General features: G+C 65.3%; 24 protein-coding genes. 8 read left to right on the top strand and 16 right to left on the bottom strand.

Annotated features, from left to right (window positions below; all coding sequences use genetic code 11):
* Window positions 1-33 precede the first annotated feature (33 nt).
* Window positions 34-549: a DUF2478 domain-containing protein gene (locus AB4118_RS32080; protein ID WP_441493546.1), complete on the bottom strand. Its 516-nt coding sequence runs from the start codon at window positions 547-549 to the stop codon at window positions 34-36.
* A gap of 198 nt (window positions 550-747) precedes the next feature.
* Between AB4118_RS32080 and AB4118_RS32075 the strand changes: the two genes are divergently transcribed.
* On the top strand, window positions 748-1992 hold the full coding sequence (locus AB4118_RS32075; RefSeq protein WP_441493545.1) for a peptide ABC transporter permease: 1245 nt from the start codon (window positions 748-750) through the stop codon (window positions 1990-1992).
* A 21-nt stretch (window positions 1993-2013) separates the two neighbouring features.
* Here the strand turns inward: AB4118_RS32075 and AB4118_RS32070 are convergent, their stop codons facing one another.
* The 6 genes from AB4118_RS32070 to argE all read right to left on the bottom strand — a co-directional run bounded on the left by AB4118_RS32070 (window position 2014) and on the right by argE (window position 9136).
* Window positions 2014-2934 carry an ABC transporter ATP-binding protein gene (locus AB4118_RS32070; protein WP_441493556.1) on the bottom strand — a complete coding sequence of 307 codons (921 nt, stop codon included), beginning with the start codon at window positions 2932-2934 and terminating at the stop codon, window positions 2014-2016.
* 86 nt (window positions 2935-3020) lie between these two features.
* Window positions 3021-4007 carry an ABC transporter ATP-binding protein gene (locus AB4118_RS32065; protein WP_441493544.1) on the bottom strand — a complete coding sequence of 329 codons (987 nt, stop codon included), beginning with the start codon at window positions 4005-4007 and terminating at the stop codon, window positions 3021-3023.
* 4 nt (window positions 4008-4011) lie between these two features.
* Complete coding sequence (locus AB4118_RS32060; RefSeq protein WP_441493543.1) at window positions 4012-4965, bottom strand: ABC transporter permease; 954 nt, start codon at window positions 4963-4965, stop codon at window positions 4012-4014.
* A 20-nt stretch (window positions 4966-4985) separates the two neighbouring features.
* Entirely contained in the window at window positions 4986-5966 is a 981-nt protein-coding gene (locus tag AB4118_RS32055; protein ID WP_069882170.1) for an ABC transporter permease, read from the bottom strand.
* A gap of 192 nt (window positions 5967-6158) precedes the next feature.
* Window positions 6159-7748: an ABC transporter substrate-binding protein gene (locus AB4118_RS32050; protein WP_441493542.1), complete on the bottom strand. Its 1590-nt coding sequence runs from the start codon at window positions 7746-7748 to the stop codon at window positions 6159-6161.
* 236 nt (window positions 7749-7984) lie between these two features.
* The gene (gene argE / locus AB4118_RS32045; protein WP_441493541.1) at window positions 7985-9136 is read right to left on the bottom strand and encodes an acetylornithine deacetylase; all 1152 of its coding nucleotides are present in this window, start codon (window positions 9134-9136) and stop codon (window positions 7985-7987) included.
* Between the two features lie 167 nt (window positions 9137-9303).
* Here argE and AB4118_RS32040 point away from each other — a divergent pair, with 167 nt between their 5' ends.
* The 3 genes from AB4118_RS32040 to AB4118_RS32030 all read left to right on the top strand — a co-directional run bounded on the left by AB4118_RS32040 (window position 9304) and on the right by AB4118_RS32030 (window position 12240).
* Complete coding sequence (locus AB4118_RS32040; protein ID WP_441493540.1) at window positions 9304-10272, top strand: threonine ammonia-lyase; 969 nt, start codon at window positions 9304-9306, stop codon at window positions 10270-10272.
* Window positions 10273-10402: 130 nt separating this feature from the next.
* Complete coding sequence (locus AB4118_RS32035) at window positions 10403-10864, top strand: DUF4126 domain-containing protein (RefSeq protein ID WP_441493539.1); 462 nt, start codon at window positions 10403-10405, stop codon at window positions 10862-10864.
* Window positions 10861-12240 carry an FAD-containing oxidoreductase gene (locus AB4118_RS32030; protein WP_441493538.1) on the top strand — a complete coding sequence of 460 codons (1380 nt, stop codon included), beginning with the start codon at window positions 10861-10863 and terminating at the stop codon, window positions 12238-12240. Before AB4118_RS32035 ends, AB4118_RS32030 begins: the two co-directional genes overlap by 4 nt.
* 2 nt (window positions 12241-12242) lie before the next feature.
* Here AB4118_RS32030 and AB4118_RS32025 read toward each other — a convergent pair whose 3' ends face one another.
* Entirely contained in the window at window positions 12243-13193 is a 951-nt protein-coding gene (locus AB4118_RS32025; protein ID WP_441493537.1) for a phosphoribosylaminoimidazolesuccinocarboxamide synthase, read from the bottom strand.
* A gap of 166 nt (window positions 13194-13359) precedes the next feature.
* Here AB4118_RS32025 and AB4118_RS32020 point away from each other — a divergent pair, with 166 nt between their 5' ends.
* A complete protein-coding gene (locus tag AB4118_RS32020) occupies window positions 13360-13848 on the top strand; it encodes a GAF domain-containing protein (protein ID WP_441493536.1) in 489 nt (162 codons plus the stop codon).
* Window positions 13849-13891: 43 nt separating this feature from the next.
* Here AB4118_RS32020 and AB4118_RS32015 read toward each other — a convergent pair whose 3' ends face one another.
* The 3 genes from AB4118_RS32015 to AB4118_RS32005 all read right to left on the bottom strand — a co-directional run bounded on the left by AB4118_RS32015 (window position 13892) and on the right by AB4118_RS32005 (window position 16752).
* Entirely contained in the window at window positions 13892-14629 is a 738-nt protein-coding gene (locus tag AB4118_RS32015; RefSeq protein ID WP_441493535.1) for a DUF2161 domain-containing phosphodiesterase, read from the bottom strand.
* Window positions 14630-14891: 262 nt separating this feature from the next.
* Window positions 14892-15662 carry an acid phosphatase gene (locus tag AB4118_RS32010; protein ID WP_441493534.1) on the bottom strand — a complete coding sequence of 257 codons (771 nt, stop codon included), beginning with the start codon at window positions 15660-15662 and terminating at the stop codon, window positions 14892-14894.
* Between the two features lie 295 nt (window positions 15663-15957).
* The gene (locus tag AB4118_RS32005; protein WP_441493533.1) at window positions 15958-16752 is read right to left on the bottom strand and encodes a bestrophin-like domain; all 795 of its coding nucleotides are present in this window, start codon (window positions 16750-16752) and stop codon (window positions 15958-15960) included.
* 255 nt (window positions 16753-17007) lie between these two features.
* Here AB4118_RS32005 and AB4118_RS32000 point away from each other — a divergent pair, with 255 nt between their 5' ends.
* From AB4118_RS32000 to AB4118_RS31990, 3 genes are read left to right on the top strand one after another with little or no spacing between them, the layout of a single operon-like run.
* Window positions 17008-18183: a M20 aminoacylase family protein gene (locus tag AB4118_RS32000; RefSeq protein WP_441493532.1), complete on the top strand. Its 1176-nt coding sequence runs from the start codon at window positions 17008-17010 to the stop codon at window positions 18181-18183.
* Window positions 18184-18196: 13 nt separating this feature from the next.
* Window positions 18197-19303, top strand: a complete 1107-nt coding sequence (locus AB4118_RS31995) for an NAD(P)/FAD-dependent oxidoreductase (protein WP_441493531.1) — start codon at window positions 18197-18199, stop codon at window positions 19301-19303.
* Window positions 19300-19965 (top strand): IMP cyclohydrolase, encoded by a 666-nt coding sequence (locus AB4118_RS31990; RefSeq protein WP_441493530.1) that lies wholly within the window; start codon window positions 19300-19302, stop codon window positions 19963-19965. The genes AB4118_RS31995 and AB4118_RS31990 overlap by 4 nt, the downstream gene beginning before the upstream one ends.
* Here the strand turns inward: AB4118_RS31990 and eda are convergent.
* From eda to AB4118_RS31965, 5 genes are all read right to left on the bottom strand, one after another.
* Window positions 19962-20606 (bottom strand): bifunctional 4-hydroxy-2-oxoglutarate aldolase/2-dehydro-3-deoxy-phosphogluconate aldolase, encoded by a 645-nt coding sequence (gene eda, locus AB4118_RS31985; protein WP_441493529.1) that lies wholly within the window; start codon window positions 20604-20606, stop codon window positions 19962-19964. The genes AB4118_RS31990 and eda overlap by 4 nt on opposite strands.
* A 30-nt stretch (window positions 20607-20636) precedes the next feature.
* Complete coding sequence (gene pgl / locus AB4118_RS31980) at window positions 20637-21326, bottom strand: 6-phosphogluconolactonase (protein ID WP_441493528.1); 690 nt, start codon at window positions 21324-21326, stop codon at window positions 20637-20639.
* Window positions 21323-22831 (bottom strand): glucose-6-phosphate dehydrogenase, encoded by a 1509-nt coding sequence (gene zwf / locus AB4118_RS31975; RefSeq protein ID WP_441493527.1) that lies wholly within the window; start codon window positions 22829-22831, stop codon window positions 21323-21325. The genes pgl and zwf overlap by 4 nt, the downstream gene beginning before the upstream one ends.
* A 115-nt stretch (window positions 22832-22946) precedes the next feature.
* Window positions 22947-23699, bottom strand: coding sequence for an ABC transporter ATP-binding protein (locus AB4118_RS31970; RefSeq protein ID WP_441493555.1), 753 nt, complete (start codon window positions 23697-23699; stop codon window positions 22947-22949).
* Window positions 23700-23701: 2 nt separating this feature from the next.
* Window positions 23702-24577, bottom strand: a complete 876-nt coding sequence (locus AB4118_RS31965) for an ABC transporter ATP-binding protein (protein WP_441493526.1) — start codon at window positions 24575-24577, stop codon at window positions 23702-23704.
* Window position 24578 lies beyond the last annotated feature (1 nt).

Below are 24578 nucleotides of genomic sequence, written 5' to 3'. Positions count from 1 at the left end.
GCATCTCGCGTTCGCGATCGGCGGCGCCGGGCCTCACGCCGGCACACCGAGCCGATCCGCAGCCCAGGTCTCCACCGCTCGGCCCTCAGGCGGCAATGGGGTCCAGTCATCGCCGGCAAACTCACGCCAGGCCGAAACGAAATCCTCGCGAACGGCGATCAGCACCGGCAGGCCCGATAGCGCCGCGGCCGCTATCTCCTGGCGCAGGCCCTGACCAAGCTGCTCCTGCCGCCCGAACTTGTTGACGATCACGAGATCGATGTTTCCCGTCAGAGCGGCCGCGACCGCTCCTCCCGCTGCCGCAAGGCCGGCGACGTCGAGCCGGCAACCCGACGCGCCCGCGCCGCGATCCTCGCTGATCGGAAAGCGCCGGCCATTCGCGAGGTCCTCCAACGCCATGGAGTGACACCCATCCCCGCAATCATCGCCGTTGTGCTGGACGACACCGCCGAGCTTCAGCCCCTGCCGCTTCATCTGGCTGGCAAGGCCAGCCATGAATGCATCGATCTGGAAACCGGAGGAATAGACGATTGCGGCAAGCGTGTTCATCGTCCCTCCATCCCACGAAACATCATCCGCAGCCAGAACCGTGACAGCAAGGTGCTATGATGGCGTCATGGCCCTGCGTCAGATGCCGGCTCACTGTTGCAGCGCACCTACAGTCGCGCGGGCTGCCACAAGCTAGGGTGCTGCGGGGCTGACGTCCGGCGTGTTCTCCGGTCAAAGCCGTTTGTTCGGTTGCCGTCCATGATCCGCCACAACGCCAATGCCCCGATTGACCCCGCCGCGGACGCAGCCTTGCTGCTGCGTCGCATCGGCTTCGCCACGCTTGCGCTGGCGCTACCGATAGCGTCGCTGGTGTCGCGTCGCGCGGCCGTCGTGCTCGCGCCGATCGGGGTTGCGTTGCTCATCATTTCCTCGCTGATCGAGGAGCGTGGCCAGTTCGGCAGGAATCTGAGGGATTCCCTGCTGAGCCGGCCGGGCATGATCCTGATGGGGCTCGTGGCCTGGGCCCTGCTCTCGCTGGTCTGGAGCCCCTACACGCTTTCGGCGACCGAGAAGGCCACCAATCTGGTTCTTGCCGTCGCGCTCGGCTTTTGCGGTGCCGCGGCGCTCCCGGAACGCATGCGCGCCTCGAACCTCAATCTCGTGCCGCTCGGCACCGGCATCGCCGCGCTGTTTGCTCTCGCGCTGCTGGTCGCCGGGAACATGAGCGCCGCTGGCGTCTCTCCGGGCGTCGAACGCGGCGTCAGCGTCGTGCTGATCATGTCGTGGCCCGCCTTCGCCTGGCTCCTCTCGCGTGCGCGCGGCTTGAGCGCGCTGGGCCTCGCTCTCGCCGTCGGCCTGCTTGCCATGACCCGCTTCGAGGATGGCGAGGCGGTGGCGATGATCTGCGGCACGGTGGCCTTCGGAGCGATCAGCGCCAATCGTGCCGTCGCCGCTCGCGCCATCGCCATCATCGTTGCCGGGCTGATGTTGCTGGCGCCGCTCCTGCCCTTCCTGCTGATGCCGATCGCCTCGCGCTTGCCCGACGATCTCGCCCTCACCCTCGGCATCTGGGCCGACATCGTCAGCCGCGAACCTGTTCAGCTGATCACCGGGCACGGCCTCGACACCGTGCTGCGCGGCCGCCTGACGGGTGGCCTGCCTCAAGACACGCCGACGACCATTCTGTTCGAGTTCTGGTACGAGCTCGGCCTTGTCGGAGCCGCTTCGGCCGCGATCTGCCTGTACTTTGCGATCAAGGCCGCGGGCCAGATGGCGGGAGCGCTCGCCGCCGGCGTCACTGCTGCCTATGTCACGGCCTTCGCGCTTGCCGTTCTGGGCTTTGCCACCTTCCAGACCTGGTGGCTGATGACGCTCGCCTCCGTCGCCCTGATGTTCACGGCGATTGCCCGCGGGCAATACCGGACCGAGCGACCGCTCGCGCCATTGATGCCGCAGCCTGCAGCGAACAGCAGGCCAAAGGCCGGCGGGCCTACTTCCTCCTGATCGCCCCCTGAGCGGCGCGGCTCAGGCCGCTGCCGCCCGGTCGCCGTTCACGGCATGGCAGGCGACACCGTCGATCACCGGCGGATTCTCGATCTTGCAGCGGTCGAACGCCAGCGGACAGCGCGGATGGAAGGTGCAGCCGGAGGGCGGGTTGATCGGGTTCGGGATTTCCCCCTTCACGCCCTCGCGCGCCATGCCGACCATGGCGAGATCCGGAACCGCATCGAGCAGCATGCGGGTATAGGGATGGCGCGGGGCTGAGAAGAGCTGCTTGCCCTCCGAAACTTCCACAAGCCGGCCGAGATACATCACGCCGATGCGCGTCGCCATATGCCGGACCACGGCGAGGTTGTGCGAGATGAAGAGATAGGTCAGCCCGAATTTCTGCTGCAGATCGCGCATCAGGTTGAGGATTTGCGCCTGCACGGAGACATCAAGCGCCGATGTCGGCTCGTCGCAGACGATGAACTCGGCATTCGAGGCGAGCGCGCGTGCGATCGCGATGCGCTGGCGCTGCCCCCCGGAGAACTCGTGCGGGAACTTCTTGGCGTCATCGGGATGCAGGCCGACCAGCGTCAGCAATTCGCCGATGCGGGCATTGATGTCGCCTTCGCCCTCGATGATGTCGAAGGCGCGGATCGGCTCGGCGATGATCCGGCCGACACGCCAGCGCGGATTCAGGCTGGCATAGGGATCCTGGAAGATCATCTGGATGCGCCGACGCATCCGCTGACGCTCCTGCGCGACCGCAACGTCGTTCATCGAGATGCCGGCGATGCTGACAGTACCGCCCGAGGGTGGCAGCAGGCCGACCACCATGCGCGCGACGGTGGACTTGCCCGAGCCGGATTCACCGACGAGCGCGAAGGTCTCGCCCTTGCGGATATCGAAGGAAACCCCGTCGACGGCCTTCAGATATTGCTTCGGCGCGTGTTCGAGCATGCGGTTGAGCCAGGGCTTCGACACGTCGAAGACGCGCTTCAGGTCGCGGACCTGGACGAAGGCGGCGTCAGGCGGAGGGAGCTGGCTCACGCTGCGATCTCCGCATTGGGCTGGTCGTAGAGATGGCAGGCGACCTGCCGGTCGCCGACCCTGGTCAGCTCGGGCCGCTCGACATGGCAGCGGGCGAAGGCATGAGCGCAGCGCGGATTGAAGGCACATCCCCGCGGAATGGCCGAAAGCCGGGGCATCGCGCCGGGAATCTGCACGAGGCGGTCGGCATCACCCTCGATCGACGGGATCGCGCCCATCAGCCCCTTCGCATAGGGGTGGAGCGGGTCCTTGACGACATCGCGGACCGGGCCGATCTCGGCGATCCGGCCGGCATACATCACCGCGACCCGGTCGGCCGTTTCGGCGATGACGCCCATATCATGGGTCACCAGCATCACCGAAGTGCCGCGCTCACTGCAGAGGCGTTTGATCAGCGCGATGATCTGGGCCTGGACCGAGACGTCGAGCGCAGTCGTCGGCTCGTCGGCGATAATGAACTCGGGCTCGGCGCAGAGCGCGAGCGCGATCACGACACGCTGGCGCATGCCGCCGGAGAATTCGTGCGGATAGCCGTCGATCCGCCGCTCCGGCGCCGGGATGCCGACCTCGTCGAGCAGGGCGATGGCGCGCGCGCGGGCATCCGCTGCGCTCAGGCTCGTATGAGTCCGGATCGTCTCGATCAACTGCTCGCCGACCCGGTAGAGCGGGTTCAGGCTGGTCAGCGGATCCTGGAAGATCATGCCGATCCGCTTGCCGCGGATCCTGCGCATCGCCTCGGGCGGCAGATTGTCGACGCGTTCGCCCGACAGCACGACCTCGCCACCGGCGATGCGCCCCGGCGGATCGATCAGGCCGATGATCGCGGAACCGGTGACGGACTTGCCCGCGCCGGATTCGCCGACGACACCGAGCACTTCGCCGCGTGCGATATCGAAGGAGATCTTGTCGAGCGCGCGCAAGGTTCCGCGCCGCGTCACGAACTCGACGGTCAGGTCACGGACGGAAAGAACGGGGACGGTCATCGGGTCACCTCAGCCGCGGATTGAGCGCATCGCGCAGCCAGTCGCCGAGCAGGTTCACCGCCAGCACCAGGATCGCCAGGGTCACGCCGGGAAAGGCGACGATCCACCAGTCGCCGGAGAACAGGTAGCGGTTGCCGATGCTGATCAGAGTGCCGAGCGAGGGCTGCGTCGGCGGCAGGCCGACACCCAGGAAGGAAAGCGTCGCCTCGGTGATGACGGCGAGCGCCAGATTGATCGTCAGGATGACGAGTACCGGGCCGATCACGTTGGGCAGGACATGGCGCAGCATGATCAGCGGCGCCGGCAGGCCGACGAGGCGTGCCGCCTGAACATAATCCTTATTGCGCTCGACCAGCGTCGAGCCCCGCACGGTGCGGGCATATTGCACCCAGAAGGACAGGCCGATCGAGATGACCAGAACATAGATCGCGGTGTCCTCGCGCGAGGCACTCTTGAAGATACCGCGGACGACGCCATCGATCAGAAGCGCGATCAGGATCGCCGGGAAGGTGAGCTGGACATCGGCGATGCGCATGATCAGCGAATCGACACGTCCGCCGAGATAGCCCGCGAGCAGGCCGAGCGTGATGCCGATCGAGGCGGCGAGGATCACTCCGAGGCCGCCCACCACCAGCGAGACGCGCAGGCCGTAGAGAATGGCCGAATAGAGATCCCGCCCCTGGTCGTCGGTGCCGAAGATGAAGCGGGCCTCCCCGCCCTGCTGCCAGGCCGGCGGGATGTTGGCGTCGGCGAGGAAGACGGAGGCAGGGTCGAAGGGATTGGTCGGTGCGATCCAGGGTGAGAAGGCCGCGCCGATGAACAGCAGCAGCACGACGAAGGAAGCGACCATCGTCACCTTGGAGCGCAGGAAGCTGGCCAGAATGTCGCTGTCGAGGAAGCGTTCCCAGCGGGTCGGGATCTTCTCGGGCGAAGCGGGCGGCTGAGTGGTCATGCTCATGGTTTCAACTCTCCGCCAGCTCAGTGCGCACCGATCGTCGCGCGCAGGCGCGGATCGACGGCGGCATAAAGCAGGTCGACGACCAGGTTGATGCTGACGAACAGGAAGGAGATCAGCATCAGATAGGCAGCCATGATCGGGATATCGACGTTCTGGACGGCCCGCAGGAAGAGCAGGCCCATACCCGGCCACTGGAACACCGTCTCGGTGATGATCGCGAAGGCGATGATCGAGCCGAGCTGCAGTCCGGCGATGGTGATGACCGGAACCAGCGTGTTCTTGAGCGCATGGCCGAAATTGACCGTCCGGGTGCGCAACCCACGCGCCCGGGCGAACTTGATGTAATCGGCCCGCAGCACTTCGAGCATCTCGGCGCGGACGAGGCGCATGATCAGCGTCATCTGGAACAGGCCGAGCGTGATCGAGGGCAGGATCAACGCCTTGAGGCCGGACACGGTCAGCAGGCCCGTCGTCCACCAGCTGCCGATCTTCACGACCTCTCCGCGCCCGAAGGATGGCAGCAGGCCGAGCGTGACCGAGAACAGGTAGATCAGGAGGATGCCGATCAGGAAGGTCGGCAGACTGATACCGATCAGCGACACGGCCTGGAAGATCTTGGCGAGCCAGCTGTCACGCTTCAGCGCGGTGTAGACACCCATCGGGATGCCGACGAGGAGCGAGAACAGGGCCGACATGAAGGCGAGTTCGAGCGTCGCCGGCGCGCGGTCACCCAGCAGCGAAATCACCGGAAGCCGGAACTGGTAGGACACGCCGAATTCGAGCCGGGCGGCGTTGTAGATATAACGGAAGAACTGGACGATGACGGGGTCGTCGAGGCCGAGCGAGCGCCGGATCTGCTCGACCTGCGCCTGTGGCGTGTCGAGGCTGACGAGTTGGTTCACCGGATCACCGACGAAACGGAACATCGCGAAGGCGATCAGCGCCACGCTCAGCATGACGAGAAGCGACTGAAACAGCCGACGCAGAATGAAAGCTAACATGGCCGCCTTGAATCCCCGGTTTGCCGAGGTCGGATAAACACGCGGCCATCCCAGGCCGGGGGACGCGGAGATCCGGAATCCAGCAGGAGCGCCATGCGCTGCAACGATCCTGGGTCCGGCGGCTGCACCAACTGTCCGGGATGACGATGAGGATGAAAGAAGGCGCGCGGATCGCTCCGCGCGCCCCTCACGTCACTCCTTGGTGGCGTAATAGAGCAGGACCGAGTTGTCGGCGCGCTGGGTCAGCTTGACCTTCTTCGAGACACCCCAGGCGAGAGCCTGCTGGTGCAGCGGGATATAGGCGAACTCATCCACCGTGATCTTGAAGGCTTCCTTGATCATGGCGTCGCGCTTGGCCCTATCGGGCTCGACCAGGATCTTGTCGGTCAGCGCGTCGACCTTCTTGTTGCAGTAGCCGCCGAGATTCGACTCTCCGCGCGACGAGCCGGCGACATCGCGGCAACCCAGGATGTCGTTGAGCACGTTGTGGCTGTCGAACGTCCCGGGGGTCCAGCCGAGCAGGTAGAACGAGGTCTTGTAGCCGCCCGACTTCAGCACCTTGGCGAAGTACTGGCCCTTCGGCTGGGCGTTCAGGTTCACCTTGATGCCGGCGCGAGCCAGCATGCCGACCACGGCCTGGCAGATCTGGCCGTCATTGACATAGCGGTCGTTCGGGCAATCCATGCCGACCTCGAAGCCGTTGGGATAGCCGGCCTCGGCCAGGAGCTTCTTGGAGGCCTCGGTGTCGAACTTGGCCCGCGTGAACCCGGCGTGCGGGAAAAGTTCCGGCGCGATCATCAGCGGCGACGGGGTCGACAGGCCGCGCATGACGCGGCTCTTGATCGTCTCGATGTCGATCGCCTGGTAGAAAGCCTGCCGAACCTTCGGGTCCTTGAAGGGGTTCTTGCCCTTGACGTTGGATTCGAGCAGTTCGTCGCGGGTCTGGTCCATGCCGAGGAAGATCGTGCGCAGTTCCGGCCCGGTCATGACCTGGACATTGCCGGCGCTGTTGACGCGCTGGATGTCCTGGATCGGAACCGGCTCGATCACGTCGACCTCGCCCGAGAGCAGGGCCGCGACCCGGGTCGCATCAGAAGCGATCGGCGTGAACACGATCTCCTTGAGATTGTGCTCGACCTTCTTGTTCCACCAGTTCTCGTTGACCTTGAAGACGGTCTTCACGCCGGGCTGATGGCTCTCGATCTTGAACGGTCCGGTGCCATTGGCATTGAGCGAGGCGTGGCTCGGCGTCGTCGCCGCTGCCGGTGTCGGAGCGACGGCGTTATTCGCCTCCGCCCACTTCTTCGACATGATGTACCAGGTGTCCCACTGGGCATTCAGAATCGGGTTCGGCGAACTCAGCGTCACGTCGATCGTGTAATCATCGACCTTGGTGAACTTGGCGTCGGTCGGAATGCGCGTGGTGAAGTTCGAGCCGGGGGCGCGAACGCGCTCGGCCGAGAAGATCACGTCATCGGCGGTGAAGTCCTCGCCATTGTGGAACTTCACGCCCTTGCGCAGGAAAAAGCGCCATTTCAGGCCATCATCTGAGACTTCCCACTTCTCGGCGAGGGCCGGCTCGATCTTGAGGTCCTTGCCGCGCGCCGTCAGGCCCTCATAGGGGTGGCCGAGGTGGGCGTTGGTGGTGGTCTCGTTGACGGTATAGGGATCGAGCGACTTGAGCTCGCCTTGGTTGGCATAGCGCAGTGTCTGTGCCTGCGCGGCGCCGCACATCAGCGCCAGAGCCGCAACCGCGGCGAGGCAGTTCGTCTTGAATGACATAATTCGATCGCTCCCAATCGTTTTTGCTACCCACTCCTCCCGGGAGCGGCTCCCGCCCGGCGCCTCCCAAGCGCCCGGCGAAAGAAGATGGCAGATTAATGACGCTTCGCGAGCGGCGTCCAGTACGGCTGATGAGAAACGCTCCAGATTGCATTTTCTTGCGCACCGAACCCAAGGCTCACACGCAACCTGCAAAATCGACGCCAGGAACGGACGTTCATGGCGTCGGATATCTCTCAGCGTGCCAATTCGGCGATTACGCCACGGATGAACCGCGCCCCGGCATCGAGCTGGGCTACCGTAATGAACTCGTCGGGCTGGTGAGCCTGGGCGATATCGCCCGGGCCGCAGACCACCGTCGACCAGCCTGCCGCCTGGAACAGCCCGCCCTCGGTGCCATAAGCGACGACATGGCTGCCATTGTCGCCGGTCAGCCGGCGTGACAGGGCCTCCGCCTCGCCACGCTGCTCCGGTCCGAGCGCGGGCGTGAAGGAGGTGACTTCCATCTCGATGCCCGTCTCGGGCGCGATCGCCTTCATCCCGGCCTCGAGTTCGGCGATGCGGGCGCGGTAGCGCTCGACGTAATTCTGGTCGCGCTCTCCGGGAATGACGCGCACCTCATGGGTGAAACTGCAATGTTCAGCCGTGATGTTGACGGCCGTTCCGCCCTGGACCACGCCAACATGCAGCGTCGTGTAGGGCGGTTCGAAACCGTTATCATTCGGGGTCCGGGTCTTGTTCTCAGCCATGACCTCGTCGTGCCAGGCGATCAGCTTGCCGGCGATCATGACGGCCGGCACGCCGATGTCGACGCGGCTCGAATGCACCGCATGGCCGCGCACCGTCGTCTTCATCCGCGTACCGCCCTTGTGGCCGGTGACGACCTGCATCATCGAGGGCTCGCCGACGATCACCGCCGACGGCGTGAGGCCAGCAGTGACCATGGCGTCAATCATGATCCGCGCGCCGAGACAGCCGACCTCCTCGTCATAGGAGAGCGCGATATGGACCGGGCGCTTCAACCCAGCCTCGATCATCTCCGGCACCAGCGCCAGCGCGGTCGCGTCGAAGCCCTTCATATCGCAGGCTCCACGACCGTAGAGCTTGCCGTCGCGCTCGGTCAGCGTCCAGGGATCGGAGCTCCAGTCCTGCCCCGCGACGGGAACGACGTCGGTGTGCCCGGAGAGCACGACGCCGCCGGCAACCGCCGGTCCGACCGTCGCATAGAGATTGGCCTTCTGGCCGTCGGGGCTCGGAACGATCGTGCTCTCGACACCGAGGCTGGCGAGGTAATCACGGCAGAAATGGATGAGCTCGAGATTGCTGCGCTGCGATTCCGTATTGAACGAAACCAGCTTCGCCAGCATTTCCTTGGGGGTGTATTTCACGGGGTCGGATCTCCAAAGGCAGACGGGAACGCAGGTTTCATGCCGACACGCTAGGCAGCCTGACAGCCAGGTCAATCGTCAGCTGTGGCTTGACCGGCCTGCGCCGGACGCGTTGATGTGCGCGCCGAGACGCCGGCGCCGCCGGGCCATGAGAGAAGTCCAGTCCCATGAATTTCGACGTCACGCTCGCCGATATCCAGGCTGCCGCCACCCGCATCTCCGGCAAGGTGCGGCGCACTCCGACCTTCCATAGCGCCGGCCTCTCGGCGCGGCTCGGCGTCGAGACCGTGGTGAAGGTGGAGAGCCTGCAGCTCGGCGGTTCGTTCAAGGTGCGCGGCTGCTTCAACAAGCTGATGGCGCTCAGCGAGGACGAGCTGAAGCGCGGCATCGTCACCGTTTCCGGCGGCAACCACGCGATCGCGGTTTCGATGGTCGCCAAATCGATGGGCGCCCGCGCGCTCGTGCTGATGGCGAAGAATGTCGCGCCCTTCAATGTCGAGCTCACCCGGCAGGCCGGCGGCGAGGTCGAACTTTGCGAGGACGCGATCGAGGCCTTTGCCAAGGCCGACGAGTACGCGGCGAAGGGCATGACCAATGTCCACTCCTATGACGATCCGGCGATCATCGCCGGGCATGGCTCGCTCGGCCTCGAACTGGCGAATGACGCCAGCGGGCGCCTCGACCATGTCTTCATCTCGATCGGCGGCGGCGGCTTCGTGGCCGGAGTCGGCACGGCTCTCAAGGGGCTCGACCCGGCGGTGCGCATTCATGGCGTCGAGACGGAGGGGGCAACGACGATGACCCAGGCGCTGGAGGCCGGCAAGCCGGTACCGATCCGGCCGACCTCGATCGCCCGCGCGCTCGGCGCCCCCTTCGCGACCGAACGCACCATGGCGGCAGCGCGCCAGTATCTGGAGGAGATCGTCACCGTGCCCGATGCCGAGGCCGTGCGCGAAATGGCCTGGGTGCTGCAGAACGGGAGGGTGCTGATCGAGCCGGCGGCAGGCTGCGTGGTTGCCGCAGCCGTGGCGCGCAAGGAGATGTTCAAGCCCGGGGAGCGCGTCGGCCTGATCCTCTGCGGCTCCAACGTCTCGCTCGACGATTTCGCGGCGTGGCGCAAGGAGTACGGGGTGTAAGGCAACCTCGTTGCCGCCGGGTTTGATGCTTGACCTTACACGAGGGAGCCGACCGGTTAACGATGAGTTGACCTGCGCGATGAGCTAGCGTTGTCTTGGGCGGCGATACCCTGCCGTTCGAGGGAAGACCATGGCCGTCTTGCTCGCAGTGCTCATCGGGGTCGTGGCCGGGCTGCGCACCATGATGGCACCGGCCGCCGTCAGTTGGGCCGCCCATCTCGGCTGGATCAACCTCGGTGCCAGCCCCCTGGCCTTCCTGGGCTATGCCTGGACGCCCTGGATCCTGACCGCGCTGGCCATCGGCGAACTGATCACCGACAAGTTGCCGTCGACGGCGAGCCGCAAGGTCCCGACGCAGTTCGGCGGCCGCATCGTGACAGGCGCCCTGTCCGGCGCGGCCATCGGCGCCGCGGCCGGATCGCTCGCGCTTGGCGCGATCGCGGGCGCGGTTGGCGCCGCCGCCGGTACGCTTGGCGGGGCCGCAGCCCGGGCGGGCCTCGCAGGAGCTTTCGGTCGCGACAGGCCTGCCGCCCTGATCGAGGACGTGGTGGCGATCCTCGCCGCCTGGCTGATCGTGGTGGCCGCGCGATGAGCCGGACTTTCGACGCCATCATCATCGGGGCCGGCCAGGCCGGACCTTCACTGGCAGGCAGGATGACCGGTGCTGGCCTGTCGGTTGCGATCGTCGAACGCCATCTCTTTGGCGGCACCTGCGTCAACACCGGCTGCATGCCGACCAAGACGCTGGTCGCCAGTGCCTATGCTGCGCATCTCGCGCGCCGTGGCGCCGAGTACGGCGTCATCCTGGATACGCCGCCGCGCATCGACATGCCGAAGGTCAAGGAGCGAGCCGCCCTCGTCTCCGCCAATTCGCGCCGCAATATCGAGACCTGGCTGCGCGGGATGAAGGGCTGCACCGTCCTCACCGGGCATGCGCGCTTCGAGAGCGCCGACCGGATGCGGGTGGGCGACGATGTGATCAGCGCACCCCGCATTTTCCTGAATGTCGGCGGGCGCGCCGTCGTGCCGGACATGCCCGGGATCGGCGACATCTCCTACCTGACCAACACCTCGATCCTTGGTCTCGACACGGTGCCGAAGCATCTCGTCGTCATCGGCGGCAGCTATATCGGCCTCGAATTCGCTCAGATGCACCGCCGCTTCGGTGCAGCCGTCACTGTTGTCGAGAAGGGGCCACATCTCGTGTCCCGCGAGGACGAAGAGGTTTCGGAGGCGATCCGCGATATCCTTGTCGCCGAAGGGATCGAGATCCGGACAGGCGCGGAGTGCATTCGCTTCGCTCCCCACCCGGAGGGCATCGCGGTCGGCGTGGATTGCACTTCCGGCGCACCCGAGATCATCGGGTCACATGTCCTGCTTGCCGTCGGGCGCCGCCCGAACACCGACGATCTCGGTCTCGACAAGGCCGGGGTCGCAACGGATGCGCGAGGCTATATCGAGGTCGACGACAGCCTGGCGAGCAATGTCCCCGGCATCTGGGCGATCGGCGACTGCAATGGCCGCGGCGCCTTCACGCACACGGCCTATAATGATTTCGAGATCGTCGCCGCCAATCTACTCGATGGAGAGACGCGCAAGGTCAGTGACCGCATCCCGGCCTATGGGCTCTTCATCGATCCGCCGCTCGGGCGGGTCGGCATGACGCTTGCCCAGGCGCACGCCAGCGGCCGGCCGTTGCTGGTTGGCCACCGGCCGATGACGCGCGTCGGCCGCGCCATCGAGAAGGGCGAGACGCTTGGTTTCATGAGCGTCATTGCCGATGCCGAGACGCGCCGCATCCTCGGCGCTGCGATCCTCGGGACGAGCGGCGACGAGGCGATCCATGGGATCCTCGACATGATGAATGCGGGCGCGCCCTATGACAGGCTGCTGCGCGCTGTTCCGATCCATCCGACCGTATCGGAGCTCATCCCGACGATGCTTGGAGACATGCGCGCCCCAAACTGACCTCAGAAATAGCGCGCCAGGTTCCGGCGGATCCTGTCCACCGGCGGCTCCTGGCCGGCAGGGGCCTCAAACGCCTGGCCTGTAATGGTCTCGAAGGCGCGGATATAGACCTGCGAGGTCTGCGCGATGAGCTCGTCCGGGATCTCGGGGATCGGCTCGTTGTAGGGATCGCAGCGTGCGGCGACCCAGTTGCGCACGAAATCCTTGTCAAAGCTCTCCGGCCGCTCTCCCTCCGCAAAGCGCGCCGGGTAGCTCTCGGCGAACCAGTAGCGGCTGCTATCGGGGGTATGGATCTCATCGGCCAGCATGATCCGGCCCTGCCGATCGGTACCGAACTCGTATTTGGTATCGGCAAGGATCAGCCCGCGTCCGTGCGCGATGTCCTGCCCCCGGGCGAACAGGGCCAGCGCGTAGCCGGACACCGTATCCCACTGTTCCTGGGTCAGGAGCTTGCTGCCGACGATCTCGTCCGGGGAAAGCGGCTCGTCATGGCCGCCGTCGAAGGCCTTGCTGGTCGGCGTGATGACGGCATGAGGAAGCGCCTCGTTGTCGCGCAGGCCATCCTGGAAACGGATGCCGTAGAGATCCCGCCTGCCCTGCTTGTACATGGTCAGCACCGACGTGCTGGTCGTGCCGGCGAGATAGCCGCGCACCACGATCTCGACGGGAAGGATATCGAGCTTCTGGCCGACGACGACGTTGGGGTCCGGATATTCCAGCACATGGTTCGGGCAGATATCCGCGGTCTTCTCGAACCAGAACCGGGCTGTCTGGGTCAGCACCTGCCCCTTGAACGGAATGCAGGCGATAGCGCGATCGAAGGCGCTGAGGCGGTCCGTGGCGATCAGAATGCGGCGCCCGTCCGGCAGATCGTAATTCTCGCGGACCTTGCCCCGATAGTAGTTCGGCAGCTCCGGGATGACCGCTTCGCGAATGGGTTGAATCTCGGACATGGTGGACATCACTTCATCAAGGCGAGGAATCATGCAGGGAGAGAAACCCCGGCGCTGCGTTCCTTGTAGCCAAGTGGATCGATACGCACCATTGCGCTCTCGCTGTCGCCCCTGCGCGATGCTAGGGAGCACCATGACGAAGGGCGAGCGCCGGAGGTGAGCAGCCATGTTTCAGGCACAAGCAATCGCGAGCAGCGACAAGGCCGGCTTCTATCGCGAGCTGACCTCGCAGCTTGAGGGCCTGCTGGCGGGAGAAAGCGACCCGATCGCCAACGCGGCCAATACCTCGGCACTGCTGTTCCAGATGATGCCGGATCTGAACTGGGCCGGATTCTACATCATGCGGGACGGCGAGCTCGTGCTCGGGCCCTTTCAGGGCAAGCCGGCCTGTGTCCGCATTTCCGTCGGGCGCGGCGTCTGCGGAGCGGCGGTCGCCCGCCGGCAATCCATGCTGGTGGAAGACGTCCATGCGTTTCCTGGCCATATCGCCTGCGATACAGCCTCGCGCTCGGAGCTGGTCGTGCCGCTGATCCGCGACGGTGAGGTGATCGGCGTGATCGATCTCGACAGCCCCCACCCCTCCCGCTTCGACAGCGCCGACCAAGCCGGAATCGAACGGATCGCCGGGATCTATCTCGCTGCGAGCGCCCGCTAGACCGATCCACCCTCCGGCTGCGGGCGGAAGCGCGATGCGCCAATCAGCAGGCCTCGGCGGAGAGGCTCTCGTTGGTGTCCGCCACCGGAGGCACGACTCCGTGCGGCCCAGGTGCGGGTGGGACCGGGGCCGGCGCTGCCACCCATCTCGCCAGAGCCGTGCGGCCGGCGTCGGTCAAGGCGTAGACGCCGCGATCGGCTCGCTCGAACCAGCCATAGACGTTGCGGTGCAGGATCTTCTGTGCGTCCGGGCATGACTGTTTGAGATCGCGCGGCCGCTGCGGGCCTGCCGTCATGGCTGCTGCGCAAGCGAGCGCCTGCTGCCGGTAGGCCGTCATGATCGGTGCGCGCGAACCGCCGCCTGCGACAGGGTCTCCCCGACGCCGCTTGTGCTCCTCCACGAGCTTCGAACGCCGCTTGGCATCCTTGCGCGGCGTCGCCGCGGCCGGGGAAACGAGGATATCGACGCGACCGGACAAAGCGACCCCGAGAAGGCCGAAACCGAGATGCCGGCACAGATTACGGTAGCGGGAATCGCTCTCGCGTCCCTTCCCCCGCGCCGACAACCGGGCTGCAAGCCAGATCTCGTCACCGAGCTTCATCCGGTCCACGCCCTGCAGGATGAGTTCGAGATTGAAGGTCAGTTTCAATTCTCCCACCACGACGACAGCCGGATCATCGCCCTTGAGACCAACAAGGTCGCAGCGCCCGACCTCACCCTTCACGGAATAGCCCAGGCCTTCGAGGAAGTGTTTGACCGGCAGATAGAGGGAAGTTTCCACGCGAGATCTCCGGTGCATTCCGATGCCGGACCGTTCCAGCAAGTCCGTAGCGCTGACCGCTACACCAAGGTGCAGCGGCGGTCGTTTCGGAATGGCAAACGGGAGGCAAGCCGGATGAGATCGACGGGCAGGCGTTCTGACCGCGGCACCTCAAAAGGCCGATGGCAACGCAAGGGGCAGCCCCCCTGTCCAGGCGGCCACCCCTTGGGAATTCGTCACCGCGTCGATCCCGAGACGGGACCGACCTGCCATGACGGCTGGATCAGTGCGCCAGTCGCAAGGCGCCGCGGATTTCGGACTTCGCTCCTTCGAGATCCCTTTGGAAATCGGGGTTCCGGTAGGCGAGAACCGCGATCATCGCGGCCATCTCCCGGCCCGCCTGGATGTCGCTTGGGTAGTGCACTCCGCCGATCACCCGGTTCTCGCCGAATTCGACGGCACGCCCGAAGATCGCCTCGCCCTTCTCCGGCACGATATCGGCCAACACGATCGCGGTGAGGTACGAGAATGCAGCGTGACCGCTCGGATAAGAGCCGCTGTTCGCATATTTGGCGACCGGCTTGAGACGAGCGTCCACCACCGGTGGCCGCTGGCGATCCCATTTTTCCTTGCCCTGCTTGTTGAAGGCGCTCTCCGTCTTGTAGACCTTCGTGAAGAATGCCGCCGCTTTCGGCAGTTTTTCGGCCGTGAATTCGGGTCCCATCACGTCGGCGAAGCGAAAGACGCTCTGCTCAAGGTCCGCGACCGACCGCTCGGCTTGTTCGGCTGTTCGCTTCTCCTGCAGGCTTAGCATGATCTCGAGCTCCCGCCGGGTCGTATCCGCTGATGGCGGCGGCGCCATGAACCGGGTCGTGTCGAGTTGCTCCGGCGACACATAGTATTTGCTGCTCTGGACCTCCGCGCCGGCATAGCCAATCGCAAGAAGCGTAAGTCCGAGAGTCAGGCCCGCGAGTCTTTTCATCTTGTTGTCTCCCGATAAGCGTTTCTTCCCTGCTGCGGGAAGCAAGTCCGCGCAGCGCTCGATGCTGATCAAGAAACACGCCAGTCGTGCCCGCACCGCATGACCGCAATAGAATCAGAGGGTTGTCACGATTTCGGCGCCGAGCGGCGCGGGTAGTGTCAGGGAACGATGAGTAAAACCCGTAACATCGGCCGCGAGCATGGGTCATCGAAGATACCTCCTTGCAGCGCGGCCACTGATGCAGCCGGCAGCAAGAGGCGCCGGCATCCCCGGCAAAAGGACAGCAATCTGGCCCTACGTCATTCGTCGCCTCGCCCCCAAGCGAAGGCATCGACGACAACACTCGCACGAAATGAAGGTGAGCTGCCTACCGGCTCATGGCCTCGAACACATTGCGCATCGATGTGCTTGGGATGCCGAACAGGCCGCCATAGGGCGAGTTCAGGTCAACGATCACGAACATCACGCTCGATATCGAAACCACACCGATCGCCAGGACGATGGCGGCCAGCAGCTTGCGGGGGACCTGCAGGCCGAAGCTGACGAAGACCAGCATCAGCCAGAACGTCAGGACGTTCGTGAACAGCCGCGACGCCGGGTCCCTCGCATCTTCAATCACCGCCCAACGACGTTGTTGCAGGCTCATGAAATTCGCACGGCATTCCGTAGCCAGGTTCGCATGCAACCCGTCGACAGGGGCGAGGCCATTGATCTCGAGGCCGATCTGATTGACCAGCACGCTGAGCGTCGGGCTTTCCCCGTGGCGTCCCATGGTGCTGGGATCAGGATAGGCAATGCCGGTCGGCCTTTCCTCGTCGGGCCAGGTGCTCGCGATCACCGCGGCGGTATAGCTCCGGAGATTCTCGCGGGCCTTCTCAGCCCCCGGGCCGAAATTGCGCAGGCACTGATCGAGCTGGGCCAGTTGCCCGGCATCCGCGTTCCTGTCCCGGTACGCCATGTCGAACGCGCTCTTCACGCTCGACAGCTGCAGGCTGAGGACAAGCGCCGCAAAGGTAACGAGGAGGCTCGTGATCAGCCGCAGCGCTTCCATGTTCCTTTCGGTCAGGTGCTCCTCGGGCAACCGGCTCCGCAGCAGGAGGCCGAACACCGCGGCTGCGCTGAGCAGCGAGCAGAACGTGAAGGCTGAAAGCCACTCCACCATGACAGATCCTGCTCTCCTGGAAGCCCGCGACACGGACACATGCAGTCATCTCGACCGCGAGAACGATCTGCCGCCGACACCAGCCATCGATCCAGAATGATGCGAGGATTGCAACCATACGCGGTCGCGACGCCATTCCTCCGCTTCTGCCCCCTCATGCCGCAATCGGCTTGGACAGACCCGGTCGGACCGCGCTAGCTTGCATGACTTGGCAACCCGATTTCTGCCAACCTTCCCTCTCTGCCCGAGGACATGATGCCGAAGTCCGAACTCATCGCGGCGCTGACGCCCGAGCTCACCGCGATCCGTCGCGATTTTCACCGCCATCCCGAACTGCTCTTCGACGTGCATCGCACGGCGGGCATCGTTGCCGAAAAGCTCAGGGCCTGGGGCGTCGACGAGGTGGTGACAGGCATTGGCCAGACCGGCGTCGTCGGCGTGATCAAGGGCAAGCGCCAGGGTTCCGGCAAGGTAATCGGCCTGCGTGCCGACATGGATGCTTTGCCGATCCACGAGGAAACCAATCTCGAGCACCGCTCGACCGTGCCCGGCAAGATGCATGCCTGCGGTCATGACGGCCACACCACCATGCTGCTCGGCGCCGCGAAATATCTCGCCGAGACCCGCGATTTCGACGGCACCGCGGTCGTGATCTTCCAGCCGGCAGAAGAAGGCGGCGGCGGGGCCAAGGTGATGTGCGATGAGGGCCTGATGGAGCGCTTCGGCGTGCAGGAGGTCTATGGGCTGCACAACAAGCCTGGCATGGCGATCGGTCAATTCTGCATCCGCAAGGGCCCGCTGATGGCCGCTGCCGATCGCTTCCTGATCAAGATCGAGGGCAAGGGTGGCCATGCCGCCGCGCCGCACGACACCAAGGATCCGGTGGTTGCCGCCTGCCAGCTCGTGACCGCGCTGCAGACTGTCGCCTCGCGCAATGCCGACCCGCTCGATTCTGTCGTGGTCTCGGCGACAGCGATCAATGCCGGCGAAGCGTTCAACGTCATTCCGCAGACCGTCGAGATCAAGGGCTCGGTCCGGACGCTAACGCCTGCCATGCGCGACCTCGCCCAGAAGCGCATCCTCGAGATCGCCGACGGGCTGGCGAAGGCGTTCGATCTCAAATGCGACGTCGACTACGACCGCGGCTACCCGGTGACCTTCAATCACGCCGGGCAGACGGATTTCGTGACCAGCGCCACGCGGAACGTTTTCGGCAAGGACGCGATCGACACCGAGATCCCGCCGGTCATGGGGTCGGAGGATTTCTCCTTCATGCTCGAGGAGCGCCCCGGCGCCTATATCTTCATGGGCAATGGTGACTCGGCTGGCCTGCACCACCCGGCCTATGAGTTCAACGATGCGGCGATCCCGGTCGGGGTGACCTATTGGGCGAGCCTCGTCGAGATCGCCATGCCGCCGCGCGCAGCCTGATCGCAGGATCACGATGGCCGATATCGATTGCCTCGTCATCGGGGCCGGCGTCGTCGGCCTCGCAACGGCGCGCGCGCTTGCGCTCGCCGGACGCGAGGTCGTGATCGCCGAGGCCGCCGACGGCATTGGCACTCAGACCTCCGCGCGCAACAGCGAGGTCATCCATGCCGGGATCTACTACCCGCCCGGCTCGCTCAAGGCGCAGGTCTGCGTCGAGGGCCGTAAGCAGCTTTATCGCTATCTCGGCGAGCGCGGCCTGCCGCACAAAGCCTGCGGCAAGCTGATCGTCGCGACAGCTTCGGGCCAGCGCCCGGCACTGGAAACGATCGCGGCGCGCGCGAAAGCCTCGGGCGTGGACTCGCTGCGCTATCTCGACACCGCCGAAGCGCGGGCGCACGAGCCCGAGGTCGCCTGCGAGATCGCGCTGTTCTCGCCAGAGACCGGCGTGGTCGACAGCCACGCCTTCATGCTCTCTCTGCTTGGAGAGTGCGAAGCTGCAGGCGGCTCGCTGGCCCTGAATACGCCCATCACCGGCTGGCGCCGCGAGGGCGAGGCGTTCAGCGTCGATTTCGGCGGCGACGATCCCGCAACCTATTCGGTCCGCAGCATCGTCAATTCGGCCGGCCACGGCGCGCCCCGCCTTCTCGGCAGGCTCGACGGCTTTCCTGCCGCCTATGTGCCAAAGCAGTCTTTCGCCAAGGGCAACTACTTCGCACTGCTGGGGAAGCAGCCCTTCTCGCATCTGGTCTACCCGATCCCTGAAGCAGCCGGGCTCGGCATCCATGCCACGATCGACATGGCCGGGCGGGTCAAGTTCGGCCCGGATGTCGAATGGGTGGATGACGACCAGGATCTGGTCGTCGACCCGGCCCGGGCCGAGCGATTCTACGCGGCGATCCGAACCTACTGGCCCGGTCTGCAGGACGGGGCGCTGGTCGCGGATTATGCCGGTATCCGGCCGAAGCTGCACGGACCGACGGAGCCGATGCCTGATTTCCGCATCGACGGACCGGCCATCCATGGCGTACCCGGACTGGTCAACCTGCTCGGGATCGAGAGCCCCGGGCTGACGTCCTCGCTCGCGATCGCAGAGCTGGTGGTGGACAGGCTGCCGGCATGACGGAGGGCGTTTCACGCTATGTCGGCCGCATCATTGCAGTCGGCAGAACGCCTCTCGGAGACTTGGTTTCGGCATACCGCGTTTCGAGCAGATCGTTTCCGAACAGAGATGCAGAGCGCTCTGGCAACGCGATCCGGATCGTGCCGCGTGCGAACAGCGCCGACGCGGCATCGGAGAGCCCCTACATCGCCTATGAAAGTCTACTCTGGACCGAGCGCTACGTCGTCGCGAGCAATGGCACCCAAACCCGACCCATTTTCGAGCGGTTGCGGGCGGGTCACACGGTAAGAGATGCGCTGATCGGGGTGCTTTCCGGCCTCGACCGGGAGTTCGATGCGCATGATACGCCACGCATCTGTTCGGTGCTCGATCTCGCCAATGACACGGCTTATCTCGGAAGCATCACGGCGGAAGCGCTGTCTGTGACGCCGGTGCATATAGCTCCGGGGCAGGCGACCTACATCACGACCTATGGATCGCCCCTGGCGGCAGCCGACAGGGTGGATCCGCACTTCACCGCAAGGACGGCCGAGGACGCCTGCCAGCATGTCGTGGGTGGATCAATCTTCGCCCACCTCGACAGCCCGGTCTGCTCTGCGGCGCTTCATGCCGGAAAGTCCGGGCTGGAGGCAGCCGTCTTCAACATCAGGGATGACGCTTAGCCGCGGATCGCCTTCACGGCTTCCCGCGCTTCCCTGGCAAGCTCAGTCACACGCGCCCAGTCGCGTTTCGCAACCGCATCCGCCGGCACGAGCCAGGATCCTCCGACGCAGATCACCTGCGGCAGGGCAAGGTAATCGGCGAGATTGGCGAGGCTGACACCGCCGGTCGGGCAGAACTTCAGCTGCGGGAAGGGTCCGGACAACGCCTTCAGCGCCGGCGTGCCGCCCGCCTGCTCTGCCGGGAAGAACTTGCAGGTGATCCGTCCGGCCGAGACCGCGCGCATGCAGTCGGACGCCGTCGCCACGCCAGGCAACCAGGGCAGCCCCGCCGCGCGCATCGCCTCGTCCACCGCCTCGCTGAAGCCTGGGCTGACCACAGCCTGCGCGCCCACCCGCTTGACCTCTGCGACCTGCAAGGGCGTCACGACCGTACCGGCAACCGAAAGGATTTCCGGCACCTCGTGGGCGATCCTCTCGAGCGCGGCCAGTGCAGCAGGGCGGCGCAGCGTGACCTCGATCACGTCGATGCCACCCGCAAGCAGCGCCCGGGCCAGCGGGACCGCGACCTCGGCCTCGTCGATCACGACGACCGGGACAACGCCACAGGCCTTGAGGCGTGCAATTTCGGGTTCGCCTGACATTGGCTCGATCTCCTCGCTGAGCACCTTCGCTTAAGCCCTGGCCCAGTAAACGTCGAGCCCCTGCGGCCGTCGCAGCAGGATGCCGACCGGATAGGCCGCCGGAAGGGCCTGAGCCGTCGCCAGCGTCGTTTCCTTCTCCTTGCCGGCAATGAGCAGGGTTGCCCAACCTGCCTTCGCGATTCGCGCGGCCGAGAGTGAGATGCGAGGTGGCAGGCCGGGCGGACGGGCTGCGACTGCGTGGATTGCGTCGTCGCTGCGCGTAGCTGCAGCGTCGCCTGGAAAGAGCGAGGCGATGTGCCCATCGGCGCCCATGCCACTGACCAGGATGTCAATCGCAGGCAGGCGCGAGAGCACGGCATCGAGGCTACGCGCTGCCGCGGCGAGATCGTCGCCGGCATTGTGGAAGGACACGAAGCTGGCCCGTTCGTCACGCAAAGGGGAGAAGGCGTCCCGGATCATGCGCTCGTTCGAGGCGGCATCGTCCGGCGCGACGAAGCGCTCGTCGGTCGGCATCAGGGTAACCCTGTCCCAGGCGAGGTCGTGCGCGCCGAGTGCCGCAAGAAAACGTGCCGGCGTAGTACCGCCGGGGACCGCGAGCAACGCGCCCCCGCGGGCGGCTATGGCGGCACGCAGGCGCACTGCGACAGCTTCGGCCAGCGCTTCCGATGCGCCGGCCAACGTCTCGAAACGATGCCAGGAGAGCGGCCCCACCGCGCTCATTCCATCAGTTCCGGGTCGGCCCAGGATCGCCCTTCGCGCTCGATCAGACCGATCGCCTGAGACGGCCCCCAGGAGCCGGCGGCATAGCGATGCGGCTGCGGATAGTACTCCTGCCAGCCGGCAATGATCGGATCGATCCAGGCCCAGGCCTGCTCGACCTCGTCACGGCGCATGAACAGGGTCTGGTCGCCGCGGATCACATCGGTGAGCAGCCGCTCATAGGCGTCAGGTGAGCGCACGCCGAAGGCGGTGTCGTAGCGCAGATCGAGCTGGCGCGGGACGATCTTGAGCTTGCCGGAGCCTGGCACCTTCATCATCAGCTGCATCTGCACGCCATCATTGGGCTGCAGGCGGATGATCAGGCGATTGGCATCGAGCCGCCCACAATCGGCAGCGCTTCCGAAGATCGAGTGCGGCACCGGCTTGAAGGTGACGGCGATCTCGGAATAGCGCTGCGCCATGCGCTTTCCGGTGCGCAGATAGATCGGGACGCCGGCCCAGCGCCAGGTTTCGAGTTCGCAGCGGATCGCGACGAAGGTTTCGGTGTTGCTGGCATGGCCGAGTTCCTCGGCATAACCATGGACGCGAGCGCCACCGCTGACGCCCTGGCCATATTGCCCGCGCACGGTCGCCCGCAGCACATCGGGGCCGACGATCGGCTTGAGAGCCTTCAGAACCCTGACCTTCTCGTCGCGGACGGCATCGGCTTCCAGCAGGTTCGGCGGCTCGATCGCAAACAGGCAGAGCAGCTGCAGCACGTGGTTCTGCACCATGTCACGCAGGTGTCCGGCCTTGTCGTAATAGCCGGCGCGCGACTCGAGGCCGACCGTCTCGGCAACCGTGATCTGGACATTGTCGATGTCGCGACTCGACCAGGAGCGTTCGAACAGGGTGTTGGCGAAGCGCAGTACCAGAAGGTTCTGGACCGTCTCCTTGCCGAGATAATGATCGATCCGGTAGGTGCGGCTTTCCGGAAGGATCCTTGCCACGGCGTCGTTGATCTCGCGGGCGGAGGCGAGATCCCGCCCCAGGGGCTTTTCGAGAATGACGCGCGAGGTCGGCGTCAGGATGCCGGCACTGGCGAGGTTCTCGCAGATCGGGATGAAAAGATCGGGCGGCGTCGAGAGATAGAAGGAGCGCACACGCTCCGAATCGCCGAGCTCCTGCCGCAGGCCGGCATAGGTCTCCGGCTTCAGCGCATCGACCTGGACCACGGAGAGCCTGCGCAGGAATGTCTCGATCCTGGCGGCGGAAAGCCCCTCCTCGGTGAGCTTCCGGCTGATCTCGCCGGGCAGTCCGGCGACATCCTCGCTCTTGCGCACCATCGCCAGGATGCGGCTTTCCTCCGGCAGAACGCCTTCCTGATTGCGCTGGGCCAGCGCCGGAAAGAGTTTGCGCAGGGCCAGATCGCCGCTGGCACCGAAGATCACGAGATCGAAGGGCGGGACCGGAGTGCGCTCCGGCGCAGCTTCGAGCTTTACGACATGATCGGCGACGGCATCCATGGGCATACACACTCCGCAGCAGCGAATACGGGCCAAGCTAGCCGATCGCTGCGACGAGAGTTAGACGGTTTTGGCGCTCCACCCAAGCAGGCAGGACGCGCAACCGCCCTGCCGCTCAGGCGGTCTGGCGGCGGAAGCCTTCGCTCGCGATCAGCAATTGCTGGGCATAGGTCGTCTGCGGCGAGCGCGCCGCCAGCGTCTCGGCCGTCATCTCCTCGACGCCACGGCCGAACTGCATGACCAGCAGCCGCTCGCACATATGAGCAACGACCGCGAGATCGTGGCTGACCAGGATATAGGTCAGATTGCGCTCCTTGCGCAGCGCCTGGAGCAGGTTCAGCACCTCTGCCTGGATCGAGACGTCGAGCGCTGAAGTCGGCTCGTCGAGCAGCAGGATCTTCGGTTCGAGCACCAGTGCGCGCGCAATCGCCACGCGCTGGCGCTGGCCACCGGAGAGCTGGTGCGGGAAGCGGAAACGGAACGAATTCGGCAGCCCGACATCCTTCATGGCGCGTTCGATGCGCGCCTCGGCATCGTCGATGCCGTGAATGGCCAGTGGCTCGGCCAGCGTATCGTCGACCGTCTTCTTCGGGTGGAGGCTGCCATAAGGGTCCTGGAAGACCATCTGCACGGCGCGATAGAAGGCCTTGTCGCGAACCTTGGGCTGCTTGCTGCCCAGGATCGTGACGTCACCACTCCATTCGCGGTTCAGGCCGGCGAGGACACGCAGCACGGTCGACTTGCCCGAGCCGGATTCACCGACGATGCCGTAGCTCTCGCCGGATGCAACCGAGAAAGAGAGGTCCTTCACGACATGGGAATCGCCGAAGGAGACGTTCAGCTTCTCGACAATGATGGCGGGGTTCATGTTCATGCCAGCCATGCCGGGTCACGTTTCAGGGTGGCGAGCTTGTCCTTGCGATGATCGAGATCCGGCAGGCAGTCGAGCAGGCCGAGCGTATAGGGATGGCGATGGGCGCGTGCGCTCTCGTCGGCAAGTTCGGCGGCCGGCAGCGTCTCCATCGCCTTGCCGCCGTACATGACGATGACGCGGTCGCAGAAGGACTGCACGAGATGCAGGTCGTGGCTGATGAAGATCAGCCCCATGCCGCGGCTGGTGACGAGGTCGTCGAGGATCTTCAGCACCTGCAACTGCACGGTGACGTCGAGGGCCGACGTGGGCTCGTCGGCGATCAGGATGTCGGGTTCGGCGATCAGCATCATCGCGATCATCACGCGCTGCCCCATGCCGCCCGAGACTTCGTGCGGGTAGAGATCGTAGACGCGTGCCGGCTCGCGGATCTGGACCGCTTCCAGCATGGTGAGGCTGCGTTCCCTGGCCTCACGCGAACTCGCCTTGTGATGGACGCGATAGGCTTCGGCGATCTGCTCGCCCACGGTCTTCACCGGATTGAGCGAGAATTTCGGGTCCTGCATCACCATCGAGATATGGCGGCCGCGCAGCTTGCGGCGCGCGCCCTTGTCCATCGTCAGCAGGTTCTGCCCGCGATAGACGAGCTTGTCGGCCTGAACCTCGCCGGGATGGGGGATGAGGTCGAGAATGGCGCGGCCGGTCATCGACTTGCCGGAGCCGGACTCGCCGACAATGCCGAGCCGTTCGCGGCCGAGCGTGAAGGAAAGCCCGCGCACGGCGCGGACAATGCCGGTCGCGGTGTGGAAATTGACCCGCAGATTGTCGAGTTCGAGCAGCGGCTGTTCGATCGGGCTATCTGGTGCGCGCATCATC

The sequence above is a fragment of the Allobosea sp. 2RAB26 genome (genome assembly GCF_052115465.1).
In the GTDB taxonomy this organism is placed as follows: Bacteria; Pseudomonadota; Alphaproteobacteria; order Rhizobiales; family Beijerinckiaceae; genus Allobosea.
This window is presented reverse-complemented; position numbering and strand designations above follow the sequence as displayed.

What these genes read in the sequence shown, in the direction of transcription:
- AB4118_RS32080 (WP_441493546.1), bottom strand. Translation starts at nt 549, where the DNA reads ATGAACACGCTTGCCGCAATCGTCTATTCCTCCGGTTTCCAGATCGAT.
- AB4118_RS32075 (WP_441493545.1), top strand. Translation starts at nt 748, where the DNA reads ATGATCCGCCACAACGCCAATGCCCCGATTGACCCCGCCGCGGACGCA.
- AB4118_RS32070 (WP_441493556.1), bottom strand. Translation starts at nt 2,934, where the DNA reads ATGCTCGAACACGCGCCGAAGCAATATCTGAAGGCCGTCGACGGGGTT.
- AB4118_RS32065 (WP_441493544.1), bottom strand. Translation starts at nt 4,007, where the DNA reads ATGACCGTCCCCGTTCTTTCCGTCCGTGACCTGACCGTCGAGTTCGTG.
- AB4118_RS32060 (WP_441493543.1), bottom strand. Translation starts at nt 4,965, where the DNA reads ATGAGCATGACCACTCAGCCGCCCGCTTCGCCCGAGAAGATCCCGACC.
- AB4118_RS32055 (WP_069882170.1), bottom strand. Translation starts at nt 5,966, where the DNA reads ATGTTAGCTTTCATTCTGCGTCGGCTGTTTCAGTCGCTTCTCGTCATG.
- AB4118_RS32050 (WP_441493542.1), bottom strand. Translation starts at nt 7,748, where the DNA reads ATGTCATTCAAGACGAACTGCCTCGCCGCGGTTGCGGCTCTGGCGCTG.
- AB4118_RS32040 (WP_441493540.1), top strand. Translation starts at nt 9,304, where the DNA reads ATGAATTTCGACGTCACGCTCGCCGATATCCAGGCTGCCGCCACCCGC.
- AB4118_RS32035 (WP_441493539.1), top strand. Translation starts at nt 10,403, where the DNA reads ATGGCCGTCTTGCTCGCAGTGCTCATCGGGGTCGTGGCCGGGCTGCGC.
- AB4118_RS32030 (WP_441493538.1), top strand. Translation starts at nt 10,861, where the DNA reads ATGAGCCGGACTTTCGACGCCATCATCATCGGGGCCGGCCAGGCCGGA.
- AB4118_RS32025 (WP_441493537.1), bottom strand. Translation starts at nt 13,193, where the DNA reads ATGTCCGAGATTCAACCCATTCGCGAAGCGGTCATCCCGGAGCTGCCG.
- AB4118_RS32020 (WP_441493536.1), top strand. Translation starts at nt 13,360, where the DNA reads ATGTTTCAGGCACAAGCAATCGCGAGCAGCGACAAGGCCGGCTTCTAT.
- AB4118_RS32005 (WP_441493533.1), bottom strand. Translation starts at nt 16,752, where the DNA reads ATGGTGGAGTGGCTTTCAGCCTTCACGTTCTGCTCGCTGCTCAGCGCA.
- AB4118_RS32000 (WP_441493532.1), top strand. Translation starts at nt 17,008, where the DNA reads ATGCCGAAGTCCGAACTCATCGCGGCGCTGACGCCCGAGCTCACCGCG.
- AB4118_RS31995 (WP_441493531.1), top strand. Translation starts at nt 18,197, where the DNA reads ATGGCCGATATCGATTGCCTCGTCATCGGGGCCGGCGTCGTCGGCCTC.
- AB4118_RS31990 (WP_441493530.1), top strand. Translation starts at nt 19,300, where the DNA reads ATGACGGAGGGCGTTTCACGCTATGTCGGCCGCATCATTGCAGTCGGC.
- eda (WP_441493529.1), bottom strand. Translation starts at nt 20,606, where the DNA reads ATGTCAGGCGAACCCGAAATTGCACGCCTCAAGGCCTGTGGCGTTGTC.
- pgl (WP_441493528.1), bottom strand. Translation starts at nt 21,326, where the DNA reads ATGAGCGCGGTGGGGCCGCTCTCCTGGCATCGTTTCGAGACGTTGGCC.
- zwf (WP_441493527.1), bottom strand. Translation starts at nt 22,831, where the DNA reads ATGGATGCCGTCGCCGATCATGTCGTAAAGCTCGAAGCTGCGCCGGAG.
- AB4118_RS31970 (WP_441493555.1), bottom strand. Translation starts at nt 23,699, where the DNA reads ATGAACCCCGCCATCATTGTCGAGAAGCTGAACGTCTCCTTCGGCGAT.
- AB4118_RS31965 (WP_441493526.1), bottom strand. Translation starts at nt 24,577, where the DNA reads ATGATGCGCGCACCAGATAGCCCGATCGAACAGCCGCTGCTCGAACTC.